11 protein-coding genes are annotated in these 13,021 nt (G+C 43.0%); 5 read left to right on the forward strand and 6 right to left on the reverse strand.

Annotation, left to right across the window (positions count from 1 at the left end):
- The first annotated feature begins 62 nt into the window (after positions 1 to 62).
- From H0913_RS06610 to H0913_RS06620, 3 genes are all read left to right on the forward strand, one after another.
- Positions 63 to 1,658 (forward strand): hypothetical protein, encoded by a 1,596-nt coding sequence (locus tag H0913_RS06610; RefSeq protein ID WP_181478265.1) that lies wholly within the window; start codon positions 63 to 65, stop codon positions 1,656 to 1,658.
- A 309-nt stretch (positions 1,659 to 1,967) separates the two neighbouring features.
- Complete coding sequence (locus H0913_RS06615) at positions 1,968 to 2,147, forward strand: hypothetical protein (protein WP_181478267.1); 180 nt, start codon at positions 1,968 to 1,970, stop codon at positions 2,145 to 2,147.
- Positions 2,148 to 2,159: 12 nt separating this feature from the next.
- Complete coding sequence (locus H0913_RS06620) at positions 2,160 to 2,639, forward strand: type II toxin-antitoxin system death-on-curing family toxin (RefSeq protein WP_181478704.1); 480 nt, start codon at positions 2,160 to 2,162, stop codon at positions 2,637 to 2,639.
- A gap of 33 nt (positions 2,640 to 2,672) precedes the next feature.
- Here the strand turns inward: H0913_RS06620 and H0913_RS06625 are convergent, their stop codons facing one another.
- Positions 2,673 to 2,954 carry a DinI-like family protein gene (locus H0913_RS06625; protein WP_181478269.1) on the reverse strand — a complete coding sequence of 94 codons (282 nt, stop codon included), beginning with the start codon at positions 2,952 to 2,954 and terminating at the stop codon, positions 2,673 to 2,675.
- Positions 2,955 to 3,578: 624 nt separating this feature from the next.
- Between H0913_RS06625 and clpS the strand changes: the two genes are divergently transcribed.
- Together clpS and clpA are read left to right on the forward strand one after the other, a co-directional pair.
- On the forward strand, positions 3,579 to 3,899 hold the full coding sequence (gene clpS / locus H0913_RS06630) for an ATP-dependent Clp protease adapter ClpS (RefSeq protein WP_036951847.1): 321 nt from the start codon (positions 3,579 to 3,581) through the stop codon (positions 3,897 to 3,899).
- A 31-nt stretch (positions 3,900 to 3,930) separates the two neighbouring features.
- Positions 3,931 to 6,216 carry an ATP-dependent Clp protease ATP-binding subunit ClpA gene (gene clpA, locus H0913_RS06635; RefSeq protein WP_154604273.1) on the forward strand — a complete coding sequence of 762 codons (2,286 nt, stop codon included), beginning with the start codon at positions 3,931 to 3,933 and terminating at the stop codon, positions 6,214 to 6,216.
- 67 nt (positions 6,217 to 6,283) lie between these two features.
- Here clpA and infA read toward each other — a convergent pair whose 3' ends face one another.
- From infA to H0913_RS06660, 5 genes are all read right to left on the reverse strand, one after another.
- Positions 6,284 to 6,502: a translation initiation factor IF-1 gene (gene infA / locus H0913_RS06640; RefSeq protein WP_004244560.1), complete on the reverse strand. Its 219-nt coding sequence runs from the start codon at positions 6,500 to 6,502 to the stop codon at positions 6,284 to 6,286.
- A 139-nt stretch (positions 6,503 to 6,641) separates the two neighbouring features.
- On the reverse strand, positions 6,642 to 7,364 hold the full coding sequence (aat, locus tag H0913_RS06645) for a leucyl/phenylalanyl-tRNA--protein transferase (protein ID WP_154604272.1): 723 nt from the start codon (positions 7,362 to 7,364) through the stop codon (positions 6,642 to 6,644).
- Positions 7,365 to 7,372: 8 nt separating this feature from the next.
- Positions 7,373 to 9,115, reverse strand: coding sequence for a heme ABC transporter ATP-binding protein/permease CydC (cydC, locus tag H0913_RS06650; RefSeq protein ID WP_154637916.1), 1,743 nt, complete (start codon positions 9,113 to 9,115; stop codon positions 7,373 to 7,375).
- Positions 9,116 to 9,117: 2 nt separating this feature from the next.
- Entirely contained in the window at positions 9,118 to 10,884 is a 1,767-nt protein-coding gene (cydD, locus tag H0913_RS06655; RefSeq protein ID WP_181478271.1) for a heme ABC transporter permease/ATP-binding protein CydD, read from the reverse strand.
- A gap of 321 nt (positions 10,885 to 11,205) precedes the next feature.
- Positions 11,206 to 12,879, reverse strand: coding sequence for a DUF7057 domain-containing protein (locus H0913_RS06660; RefSeq protein WP_154604269.1), 1,674 nt, complete (start codon positions 12,877 to 12,879; stop codon positions 11,206 to 11,208).
- Between the last annotated feature and the right edge of the window lie 142 nt (positions 12,880 to 13,021).

Here is a 13,021-nt window from a genome sequence, read left to right on the forward strand (position 1 = left end):
GTAAGACTAATACAACAAGCCGCTTAATTGCGGTTTTTTTGCGTCCAAATTTTGGAGTTAATATGATTTATCAAACAGGCACAATCACAACCACAGCGGGACAAACAAAAATAAAAGGTACCGGAACGCGCTGGAAAGATAATTTGGCGGGTATCTCCGAAGGCTGTCCAATCTCCTATCTCATCAATAACACTGTATTCATGAACACCGTGTTGTCTGTGAATTCAGATACAGAGATTAACCTCACTTACCCGGTACCGGTTGCAGCTTCAGCAGCAAAGTATCAGATTGCGACATTCGTTCTGGACAGCATGAGCGATGGCGTTCGTAAAATAGCAGCCAATCAATTGTATATTGAATACTTTCTCCGCAACATGGACACATGGCTAACACAGGACGGCATTGTTGAAGTCAAAACCCCAACGGGGGAAACAGTAAAACTCGAAAGCATCATTGCACTGAAAAAGATGATTGATGGGAAATTTGATAAGACTGGTGGAGCGGTAAAAGGAAGGATAGATGCAGATTCAGTCATTACTGCATCTCAATTAACAGCTAAAACGCCGCAAGATAGCGCATTACAGTTGAACCCCATAAATAGCGGACCACGTATAGAACACCGTATTAACGGAGGTACTTGGTATATACATACACTACCAAACGCCACAGGAACAGTGCTGCAATCAAACGACTTAGACGCCAGCGTATCCAAATACGCCTTTTTTGCTGGCAACGGCGGCATCCCTGTATATGGAAATTATGAAGCAAGAAAAGATAAAATGTCAGCGGGTGGTTTAGACCTTGACTATGCTGATCAATTCCCGATAGGCGTTACCGCGTCAATAACAACCTCGGCGGATGCAAATCTGCCAAACGGAAATAACTGGAGATTTGCATCCGTTTTGACTGTTAACGGGTGGTTTGATGCATCGGGATCAGATGCTAGAACACAGCTGATAATCCACGACACAGGGGTTAAAGGTCGTGCAGGAGTAGATTTGGGGCCTTCTAGCCCTACAAATAAGAGAATAAAGTACACTAAAGAATGGAACGCATTAACAGATAAAAATACTACCAAAGATAGCAACGGAAACATAAAATCAGCATCCCCAATCATTAAAGTCTTCGCAGACCATATCGAACTTAACGATGAATCAGAAGGTGTAGAGCTCGAAAAAATCGGCACTGGGCGCTATAAACTTAAAGGCACCCTCGGTATGAACTCCGACGCATCATGGGGCGGGATTCACGGAGGCTTAGTGGTACCGAATGGGATTAACAATTTACCATTAGTCTGGGCTGATTTTGACGTGTTATCAGATGGTGACATCATCATTGAAACCCGCTATAGAAAGCACACTCTTCATCCTCGACTCGAAGCCCAGCGACTAATGACTTATCCAGAGTTTCTCGATGAGAATAACGTTGAGCGCGAAGACTATGACTATTGCGACATCCCCAATGGTCACTGGATTGATGTTCGTGTGAATATGCCAAGTGATTCTATCTACAATCAGAAGCTAGCTGAAGCAGAGCAATTAGCGAAAATTGAAGCTGAACGGGTAGTGAAAGAAGAGGCTGAAAAAGCTGCGCGTGATGAAGCGGAGAGATTAGAGGAAGAATCCAAACAAGAACAAGCAAGCAAACTAGAAGAGTAATAACTAAGGTGCGCCAGCTCGAGTAGTTAGCGCAATCATATATTTATTCTTTAGGGCTTGGATCAAGTAGTCACTAACTCTTTTTATGATTTGCTCTTGCGAAGCATCACCGGTTCTATCTAACTAATTTTCAGTTGCAGATATGTTCAGGTCGTGTCAATCTCGCGGGGCGCGAATTATACGAGCGTCAATGTAAAATACAAGCAAAACTGTTGACTTAATGTAACTTAACTTACATTATAACCAGAGGTAATACGCATCGTATACCTAGATGTAAATTATAACTCATTGGTTTATAACGAGGTTAATATGGGTCACGCACTGCAAAAGCCTAGTCGCTTAAATATACCTGCTCGTGACAAAAGTAAAATTGCAGCACCAAAAGCTGCTATGAGCGAGCAAGGAAATCATGGTAATCAAGTCAATAATGCCTTTGACTTTGGTTTCGCTCGCTATGAAAAAGCCATGGAAAAATTAGCTAAGGTATAGTGAGTGTTGAATATCACAGGGGAGTTTGTTGAAGGTATTAACTATTTATCTATTGATGACTTAATAAATATCAATAGAAAACTGATAGAGCTACAAACTCCCAATGAGCCAATAGAAGTATTGAATTTCAACAACCTTAGCTCCTCCCAATCAAGACCAAGCCAAGTCAAATACTATCAGCAAACAGATGATATGTTTGTTCTGGCTTCTGTGTTAATTGAAAGTTTGATTCAAAATCACCCCTTTGCCAATGCAAACAAACGAACAGCCATGATGTCGGGGTATATTTTTTTATTGCTCAATGGCTATGAATTAACGGCCCCAGAAGACGAAGTGGTAGAAATGGCCCGAGGCTTGGCAACTAAAGAATATTCACTTGATGAGCTAGATAGTTGGCTTTGCAATTGGTCAAGGGACTTTGACTCTAGGCAGCTATGCTGTAAACAAGTAAATATCGAAATCTGTTCTGTAATTAAAATAAATATAGACTAAATAGCGCCAGCTCGAGTGGTTGGCGCAATCTGATCATTTATCGAAATACTCCACTTCCTCAGTTTCTTTCATTTCAGGCATCCAATCCCCATCATTCCATATTTCTTCCAGTGTTTCTTCGATGTAGGTTTTCTTTTCGTTCTTTCCAAGACCATCAATAGATACATTAGCTTGAGAACCCCAGTTGATATCGATGTTTAAATCGGGATATTTGGGACTCAATCTTTTTGTGATCTCATTTCTCAATGCGTCGAAAGTCCCCATAGGTAACTTGCCTTTCATACTTGCAGCGAAGCGAACTTTAATAGTAACCATCGTACATTCTCCTTACATAAAATACTGTATATAAAAACAGTTAAATAATAACTGTGATTATATACAGTAAAATATTAATGGAGGTCAAGAAATAAGGTGAAATTTATCTTATGGCTAAGAAAACGACTTCCCCAAAACCATTTAAAGAATATCGTTAAATCAAGAGGTTAAATGATAGTTGAAAATGACATAAAACTAAGGGGTAATGCCATTTAAATAACTATGAATCAATAGTTTAAGTTATTATTAAGCGCATGAATAAAATACACATGCAAACTAGGTATAAATACGAAGTTAATCGCGCGCATTTTATACTGTATTGAATAGGGATATCTGGTCAAGAGTCGGATTTTGGCTTTTTGAATAAACTGAAAATAATCCGATGAGCGTTTTTCGTGAATTTTTAAATTATTTGATGTGTGTCACAAAATTTAGGTGCTATAAGTTAGTCATCAGCCCATGGTACACTGAGATAAATTGAGAATTCAGTACCAAAATGAAGATTAAATATTTTTAATGGCTTAGCTTTATTGAATTGCTATTTAGTGAATAGATATCATTGATAATAAAGGCTATGCTTAAATTGAATTTCCACACTGAGTAATACGACTGAGCACGAAAGTAATGAGTGATTTTCTGGGCACATTTAAAACTGACACAATTTTTAAAGATGAAGTTGAAAAGACGCTGCAACCACCATCGATGTATAAAGTACTGTTAAATAATGATGATTATACGCCGATGGATTTTGTTGTTGAGGTGTTACAAAAATACTTTTCTTTTGATGAAGAACGCGCTACACAGATAATGTTAGATGTGCATTTTCAAGGTAAAGGTATTTGCGGTGTTTATACTGCTGAAGTTGCAGAAACTAAAGCCGCCCAAGTCAATGCTTTTGCAAGGGAACATGAATATCCTTTATTGTGTACTATAGAGAAAGTCTGAAGAGTCTTAATATCAATTTTGGGAGGTGCTTATGCTCAATCAAGAATTGGAGCTTAGTCTAAATGTTGCTTTTACCAGAGCGAAAGACAATCGCCATGAATTTATGACTGTGGAGCACCTATTGCTGGCATTATTGAGCAATATCTCTGCGCGTGAAGCTTTAGAGGCTTGTAAGGTCGACTTGGTTGCCTTGAGACAAGAACTCGAGCATTTTATCGCCCAAACCACGCCGCTATTGCCTGAGAATGATACGCGAGACACTCAACCGACTTTGAGTTTCCAGCGCGTACTGCAACGTGCTGTTTTTCATGTTCAATCATCAGGACGCAGCGAAGTGACTGGCGCGAATGTGCTAGTGGCGATTTTTAGCGAACAAGAATCCCAAGCGGCCTATTTATTACGTAAGCATGATGTTAGCCGCCTCGATGTGGTTAATTATATTTCCCACGGTACCATTAAAGGTGAAGATTCTTCTTCATCGGAGGATGATGCCGCAAACAATACACCACCAAGTGAAGAGCAGCCGGTCTCAGAAGACCATATGGACAACTTCACCACCAATCTGAACCAACAGGCCAAGAAAGGGAATATCGACCCGCTGGTGGGACGTCAGGCTGAATTAGAGCGTACCATTCAAGTGTTGTGCCGTCGCCGTAAGAATAACCCACTATTGGTTGGGGAATCCGGCGTAGGTAAAACGGCGATTGCTGAGGGTTTAGCGTGGCGTATTGAGCAAAATGATGTGCCTGAAGTGATGAAAGATTGCACAATCTACTCACTGGATATCGGCTCATTGTTGGCTGGCACTAAATATCGCGGTGATTTTGAAAAACGTTTTAAAGCGCTGCTGAAAATGTTGGAAAAAGATCCGAAAAGCATTCTGTTTATCGATGAGATTCACACAATTATTGGTGCTGGTGCGGCATCGGGTGGACAGGTAGACGCCGCAAACTTGATTAAGCCGCTGTTATCAAGTGGTCGTATCCGTGTGATTGGTTCCACGACCTATCAAGAATTCAGCAATATCTTTGAGAAAGATAGAGCGTTGGCTCGACGTTTCCAAAAAATTGATATTGTGGAACCTACCCCTGAAGAAACCGTGCGTATCATTAATGGGTTGAAACCGAAATATGAGTCTCACCATGATGTTCGCTACACCGCGAAAGCCATTCAGGCTGCGGTGGATTTATCGGTGAAATACATTACCGATCGCCATCTGCCGGATAAAGCCATTGATGTTATCGATGAAGCGGGAGCAAGAACCCGTTTAGTGGCGCCAAGTAAACGTAAGAAAACCATCGGTGTACCTGAAATCGAAACCGTGGTGGCGCGTATTGCGCGTATTCCAGAAAAAACCGTTTCCTCGAGCGATAAAGATCGTTTGAGAACCTTAGACTCACGCCTGAAGATGTTAGTCTTTGGACAAGATAAAGCGATTGAGGCGCTGTCTGAGGCGATTAAAATGAATCGCGCAGGCTTAGGGTTAGATCATAAGCCCGTCGGCTCCTTCTTGTTTGCAGGGCCAACTGGCGTGGGTAAAACGGAAGTCACCGTGCAACTGGCAAAAGCGTTAGATGTGAAACTGCTGCGCTTTGATATGTCTGAATATATGGAACGCCATACGGTTAGTCGACTGATTGGTGCACCTCCGGGGTATGTAGGTTTTGACCAAGGTGGATTGCTGACCGATGCCGTCATTAAGCATCCACATTCCGTCGTGCTATTGGACGAAATTGAAAAAGCGCACCCAGATGTGTTTAACATTCTTCTGCAAGTAATGGATCACGGTACGCTAACGGATAATAACGGTCGCAAAGCAGACTTCCGTAATGTGATTGTGGTCATGACCACCAACGCAGGGGTGCAAGAAACTCAGCGCCGCTCGATTGGTTTTGCAGAGCAAGATAATAGTACGGATGCGATGTCTGAAATTAAAAAGACATTTTCACCGGAATTCCGTAACCGTCTTGATGGCATTATTTGGTTTAATGCGCTGTCGATGGATATCATCACGCAAGTGGTGGATAAATTCATTGTTGAGCTGCAAGCACAGTTGGATGAGAAGGGTGTTTCGATTGAAGTAAGCCAAGCGGCTCGTCGTTGGTTGTGCGAGAAAGGGTATGACAAAGCAATGGGTGCCCGACCTATGGCGCGTGTCATTCAGGATAACCTGAAGAAACCATTGGCAAATGAACTGTTATTTGGTTCGTTAACGAATGGCGGCTCGGTGAGTATCGGGCTTGATGAAAAGAGTCACACACTGACATACAGCTTCAGTAGCGTACACAAGGCCTCTCCAGAGGATGCTGTAATCTGACAATAGCTAGTACCACAGGTGTCTTAGGCACCTGTGGTCTTGTCAGGCCTTGCCTGAAAATCGAAAATCAGCGGCTACGGAAAATGATGCGGCCTTTGCTCAGGTCGTAAGGAGTTAACTCTACAGTTACCTTGTCGCCTGTCAGAATGCGGATGTAGTTTTTACGCATTTTACCAGAGATGTGCGCAGTCACGACGTGACCGTTTTCCAGTTCAACGCGGAACATTGTATTTGGCAGGGTATCCAAAACCGTTCCCTGCATTTCAATATTATCTTCTTTGGCCATCTAATCCTCTAAGTCTAATAACCGTGATTTTTTACGGGCAAGATAATGCCCAAAAACCCACACTAAGTAAAGAAGTGTCGCATTTTAAAGCGATCTTTCTTTAAAATAGTTGGGGATAAAATTACTGTATTGCCACTTTCTATCGCTTAAAAAGTGGTGATTTTTCAAATGATTGAGGTAAATCAATTGACTGTGGTAACCAGCATGCTGGGTCAATCCGCAGGTCACGCCACCGATAAAGAATATGCAGAAAATCCCTGCGGGAGATCTCCGTCGCGCCAAGTGAAGCGGTGTGGTGGTTAAGTACCTGACAATCAAAAAGTTGCCCATTATAGCGCAAAAAATGAAAATAGAATGTAATAAAAGCACATTTGGACGCATCATTCATTCTACTGAACATTGACTCCCCACAAAACAGGTGTCCCATGTTCACGCCATACAAACCGCCCACCAGCTGATCACCATGCCACGCCTCAATAGAGTGGGCGAGTCCCTCTTGGTGTAGTGCGAGATAGCCCGCTTGTACAGAGGGCAGGATCCACGTGCCTTCTTTGCGTACAGCACAAGCCGCTATCACCTCTTTGAACGCATGATTTATGGTAATGCGATAAGGAGATTTTTTTAATGTTTTGATCATGGAACGGCTGATATGCAAGTCGCCCACTCTCAAGACGGCTCGCGGATCGGGTGACCACCATAAAGGCACTTCACCAGGGTTAAACCACGGGAAAATACCATCATAGTAAGCCGCTTGTAAGCGTCGAGATGATAAATCACCGCCGATCGCCAGTAACCCATTAGGTTCCCGCATCGCTTCAGACACGGGCGGGAACAGGTATGAATCATCGTCTAATTGGTACATGATGCACCTCAGCGAGTTTGCTGAACCAAATGACGTTGACGGAATTGATAATAACGACCTTGCTCAGCTAACAATTGCGAGTGTGAGCCTTGTTCGATAATTTCGCCATTATCCATCACACAAATGGTATCCATCTGCTCTAAACCTTGCATACGATGGGTGATTACCAGCAGGGTTTTATCGGCACATTTTTGCTTGAGCAGGCTGAGAATTTGCTGTTCAGTGTGGGCATCTAACCCTTCTGTTGGCTCATCCATTAATACCAGCGGCGTATTGTGCAGAAGGGCGCGAGCGATACCTAAGCGGCGCTGCTCTCCTCCTGATAATTGACGACCGCCTTCACCCATCCATGCGTTTAATTTTAGCTGATTATCCAACAAATTATCTAAGCCAACTTGAGTGAGTACATCGCAAAGTTGCTCATCTGAGGCTTGTTCGTTGGCTAATAATAAATTGTTGCGCAGGGTATCACTGAAGACATGAACACGCTGAGGAACCACGGACATCACGCCACGTAGCGCTTCTTCGCTGTAAGCTTGAATTGGCTGGCCATTAATCGATATCACGCCACTGTCCACATCCCAAGCGCGGGTGAGCAATTGCAGTAGAGTTGATTTACCGCAGCCCGTTTTTCCTAATAACGCGATGTGCTCGCCTTGTTTGATCGACAAAGTGACATTTTTTAGTACGGCGAAAGGCTGTTCTGGATAAGTGAACGTGACGTTATCAATGATTAAATTTTCTAGCGATTTTAGTTCATTACCTTGATTGACAAAGTTCACTTCCGGTTTCGCATGCATTAACTGAGAGACGCGGGTAGCCGATGCAATCACTTGCCCCATGTGTTGGAATGCGACGGCAACAGGCCCTAAAGCCTCAAACGAAGCTAATGCACAGAACACAAATAAGGCAATCAGCGCACCGGGTTGTGTGTTTCCGCCAACATGTTCAGCAGCCATCCATAGAAGCAAGGTTGCGGTAAGTCCTGATGCACACAGAATGATGGCTTGAGATAAACCTGTCAGTGCCGCTTGTTGCTGCTGGCGACCTTGCCATGAGTTTTCGATGCTTGATAAGTGTTGACGAAAACGTTGAGTCGCGCCAAATAAGGCTAATTCGGCTTGGCCTTGTAATGCGGAAGTTAATACAGTGCGGTAATTTCCACGTAACTCAGTAAGCTCACGTCCAATCGGTTTACCGGCACGATAAAATACAAATGGCATCGTAAACAGCAGGAACAGCATGACGCCGCCTAACGTCCATGCAAGGCGAGGGTCAAGGAAGCTTAAACCAATAATCAGGACAAACGTGACAAAGAAAGCACTGACAATCGGGGAGAGAACGCGCAAGTAAAGATGGTCTAGGGTCTCGACATCCGCCACCAGTCGATTTAATAGATCCCCTTGGCGGAAACGGCTGATCCCACCGGGAGATAGTGGTAAAACCTTACTGAAGGCGAAAACTCGCAGATGGGCTAAGACTTTGAATGTCGCATCGTGGCTGACTAAGCGTTCGGCATAACGTCCCGCAGTACGGAAAATAGCCGCACCACGAACTCCAGCCGCAGGGAGCATATAGTTAAAGAAAAAGATCCCCGGCGCACCAACGATAGCAGCACCGGCTAAGAACCATCCCGATAACGTGAGAAGGCCAATACTGGAAAGCAGCGTGACAATCGCCAGAATGATCCCTAAGGAAATCAAAAACCAATGACGGCGATAGAGGGCTAAGAAGGGGAGTAATACTTTCATTTTCAAAGCTCCTCTTGGCGATGAGCGAGTAATTGGGCAAAGGCACCTTCAGACTGTCTCAGTTGTTGGTAGTCACCACGCTGGATAATTTTCCCGTTAGACATCACCCAAATTTGGTCGTAATCCATGGTTTCTTCAAGTAAATGGGTCACTAATAACGTGGTTTGCTGCTCAGATAATTGATTCAATGTTTCCATCACGCGTTGCTCGCTGTGCGCATCTAAGCTGGCAGCTGGCTCATCTAATAGCAATAAGCGAGAAGGTTTTAAGAGTACGCGAGCGACAGCGACACGTTGGGCTTGCCCAACAGAAAGACGTGCGGCGAAATCACCTAAGCGAGTATTTAACCCATCCGGTAAGTTTGGCAGAAATTCCGCCACATAGGCTTTTTCGATAGCAGATTGAATTTCTGATTCAGTCGCATCGGGTTTACCTAGGCAAATATTTTCTTGCAACGTTTGTTCAGGCAAATGCGGGTTTTGCCCAACCCAGCCAACCAAAGCACGCCATTGTTCAGGGCATAATTGATTGAGCTCATTGCCATTAATAGTAATGGAGCCGCGATAAGGCAGGAAGCCAAGTAATAAGTTTAATAGGGAACTTTTACCTGCACCACTTTGACCCACTAAGGCGATGCGTTGCTGCGGTTCAATGGTGAAATCGAGAGGACCTGCGAGAATAGTGCCATCATGGGAGAGAACTTCCAGTTGTTTGGCTTCAATGCGAATAGGTTGCTCATCAATCACCTTGTCGCCTTGTGGTAATTGTTCGTCACCTTGGCTTTCGAGTAAGGTCACCAGCGATTCCGCGGCGCCTACTGCTTGGGCTTTTGCGTGATAGTAAGTACCTAGGTCGCGCAGAGGTTGGAAAAATTCCGGGGATAAAATCAGCGCAAGGAAACCTGCAAATAGTGTGACAGGTAGACCATAACTACCGAAACTTAACTCTCCAAGATAAGAGAATCCGAAATAAACAGCGACCACCGCAATGGAGATTGACGCGAAAAATTCTAAGACTCCCGACGATAAAAATGCCATACGCAGCACTTCCATGGTGCGAGAACGGAAGTCTTCAGTGGATTCACGAATTTGGGTGACTTCTGCTTTGCCACGGAAGAACAGGCGTAGGGTGTCTAATCCACGTAAACGGTCGAGGAAACTGCCACTCAAACGGCTTAAAGCAAGGAAGTTACGGCGGTTAGCATCGGCAGCACCCAGCCCAACCAGTGCCATGAAAATCGGAATTAACGGTGCGGTTGCAAATAAAATCAGCGCAGCTGCCCAGTTAAAAGGGAAGATGGCAATCAAGATCATGATTGGGATAATGGTGGCTAAATACATTTGCGGAAGATAGCGAGAATAGTAATCTTGCATATCCTCAATCTGCTCAAGAATAATCGTCGCCCAGCTTCCTGCTGGCTTACCTTTGACCCAAACAGGGCCTAATTCTTGCAGTTTATCTAACACCATGCCGCGGACTTGCTGTCTGACAACTTGTCCACAACGGTAGCCAGCGCGTTCACGAAGATAATGAACAACACCGCGTAAAATAAAAACACTAATTAGTAACGCAAAGTCGGTGAGGAGTTGCTCGCGTGGAATACTCTCCATCATGAGCGCTTGTAGGATCACAGCAAGGAACCAAGCCTGCGCAATAATTAATAAACCGCTGACTATGCCTAATAGCATAGAAATTCGGAGCCAACGCTTAGCAGGAGCGCTGTGTTGCTTTAACCAACGCACCAATTCAGTCTGTCTTGATTTATCCATAATGATTTAGTTAGCAGGTGTAGTTTTCATGTTATTGAGTGCAGTTAAGATAGTTGACTTTGTCATCAAATCTAACCGAATTTTTGCCTATCATAACAGCTTCCATCAGATATGTTACATAATAAAAGCCAGTTATTTGAATAGAACAATTTTTGTTATCGATATGTTTTATAAAGGTAAATTATATTGGGCGTAATATAATTAAATTTGAACGAACAGAGGATGTTACCGTTATTACAAAGAAAAAATAAGGTGGCTTAATTTATAATTGTTAAGCCACCTGCATTTTAGGTTGAAATAATTTTGGGGGAATTTTGTGTGTTATTCAGGAACAATTTGCAACCAGGTTTTTGGTTTCAATATAAACTGGTTGTTAAGTAGCTTATCCCATGCCGCTTTTTTGGATGACATATCGTCGAATACCTCTCGTTGCGTATCGACTAATTTCCATGTGTTATCCACGGACTGCCAAATAGTACATTCATAATCAAGGGACTCGGGAATGGAGTAGCACATCACCACTTCGTTTGTTCCATCGTGGTTTGCATCGGCCATAAATCCAAGACATTCATAATTGCTGTAATAATTGGTGCAATTCCATGCGTCGCGGATCCCGTCTTCCATATCAAACCAGTTTTGTGGCAATGGTTGGCTGCCTTTGGCGATGATGAGCACATCTTTAAGCGGTTTAGGGACATCAGAGTAAGCGCCAACTTTGAGCTGTGCTTTCGTTTCAGGATCTTGCTCCAATTTTGCTAACGCTTCTTTTCCCCGCACTCCTAACTTCTCTAAGTCATAAGACAAATCGTAGTTAATTTTAATTTTGCCTTTCTCAACGGCCGCCATAATGCTGTTGACCGCAATACGTTGGAAATCACCAATAGGGCTGTTAATAACTAAGATAGTGGCGATTAAACCAAGAATAGCGACCTTATTGATAGCGCCGAGGGAGAATGCCCAGCGGTGTCGCTTTATAATGATTGCGATACTATAAGCTAAAATAATCAGGGCTAAGAATAGTGCAATAGTAAATGCATATAGCCTACTTACACTCCAGCTATATTGGCTAACACGAACGAAAATACCGTACAGAGAAAGTGCAGAAAATGCATTTAATAGAACGATGCTGATTAATACAAAGCCATTGATAATCGATTTAAATTGGAATTGTGTTGTGCCATCGCCATAAAGGGCATTAATAAAGATAATATTTAAAATCACAAAGCAGAGCATGGTGCCAGAACCCAGCTCTGAAGCTGTGTAATGCACACCAGTTAATATGGAAACCGCCAATCCGGCTAAGAAAATTACGGCGATTAAACTGAGTAAAGGCAGGAAAAACTGCGAGAAATATTTGGCGATGTTGTTCAGTTGCATCACCAATTTAGAACGCAAAAAGAGCAAGCTGGTATTAAAACCAACTAAAAAGGCCACCCAAAGGACAATGTAGTGACCAAGAAATTGGCTGAGTGTTGAAAGATTGACAATGCCGAATAAAAAGCTGGCTTGTTTGACTATCAGGGCTAATAAGCCCCCAATGGCACAGGCGAAAAGACCAAATAAGGTGTTGCGGAAATAGTGCCCAACTAAGCAGCTGTAATTAGCTTTCCAAGTTCCTGTAGCCTGACGGTTTTGCATCCAAGGTAATATAAAAAAAATCAGGACAGTGAGCGTTGTAATCGAGAGGAATGCGTCATTGTTATCAGAAGTACCAATATCAAGGCTTTGCCAAGTATTGATCCAAAAAACAAGCACAACCGTTAGGATAATATTGAGATAAAACACGGCTTGCTTGGCATTGGTAATAAGAAAGCTGATAACCGAAGGAACAAAAATAGCCAATATCATGGGTAAATAAGCCCATGTAGGGCTTAATGGGATTTCTATGGAATAATCAAGCGTGGCGGTGATGACAATTCCTTGAATAACCGATAGCAAGATAACAATAAAATATGCCAGCTTATTAATGGGCTCTTTTTGCGTTTGTGGCTCCATGTCACTTCCTTATTTGAATGAACAAGATAATTAAATGAGTATAGGCATGGGATAAAAAGAGCAAAATAAACTTGCTCCTAATTCAGGAGGGAATAGCGCTTTATTTTTGAAACAGGAATAAATAAAAAGCCCCATTCTATTT

Origin of the sequence: Providencia rettgeri, from assembly GCF_013702265.1 — a bacterium.
GTDB classification, from domain to species: domain Bacteria; phylum Pseudomonadota; class Gammaproteobacteria; order Enterobacterales; family Enterobacteriaceae; genus Providencia; species Providencia zhijiangensis.

Bases quoted from the DNA above. Each gene is read 5' to 3' on its own strand.
- H0913_RS06610 (WP_181478265.1), top strand. From the start codon at position 63: ATGATTTATCAAACAGGCACAATCACAACCACAGCGGGACAAACAAAA.
- H0913_RS06615 (WP_181478267.1), top strand. From the start codon at position 1,968: ATGGGTCACGCACTGCAAAAGCCTAGTCGCTTAAATATACCTGCTCGT.
- H0913_RS06625 (WP_181478269.1), bottom strand. From the start codon at position 2,954: ATGGTTACTATTAAAGTTCGCTTCGCTGCAAGTATGAAAGGCAAGTTA.
- clpS (WP_036951847.1), top strand. From the start codon at position 3,579: ATGAGTGATTTTCTGGGCACATTTAAAACTGACACAATTTTTAAAGAT.
- clpA (WP_154604273.1), top strand. From the start codon at position 3,931: ATGCTCAATCAAGAATTGGAGCTTAGTCTAAATGTTGCTTTTACCAGA.
- infA (WP_004244560.1), bottom strand. From the start codon at position 6,502: ATGGCCAAAGAAGATAATATTGAAATGCAGGGAACGGTTTTGGATACC.
- aat (WP_154604272.1), bottom strand. From the start codon at position 7,364: ATGTACCAATTAGACGATGATTCATACCTGTTCCCGCCCGTGTCTGAA.
- cydC (WP_154637916.1), bottom strand. From the start codon at position 9,115: ATGAAAGTATTACTCCCCTTCTTAGCCCTCTATCGCCGTCATTGGTTT.
- cydD (WP_181478271.1), bottom strand. From the start codon at position 10,884: ATGGATAAATCAAGACAGACTGAATTGGTGCGTTGGTTAAAGCAACAC.
- H0913_RS06660 (WP_154604269.1), bottom strand. From the start codon at position 12,879: ATGGAGCCACAAACGCAAAAAGAGCCCATTAATAAGCTGGCATATTTT.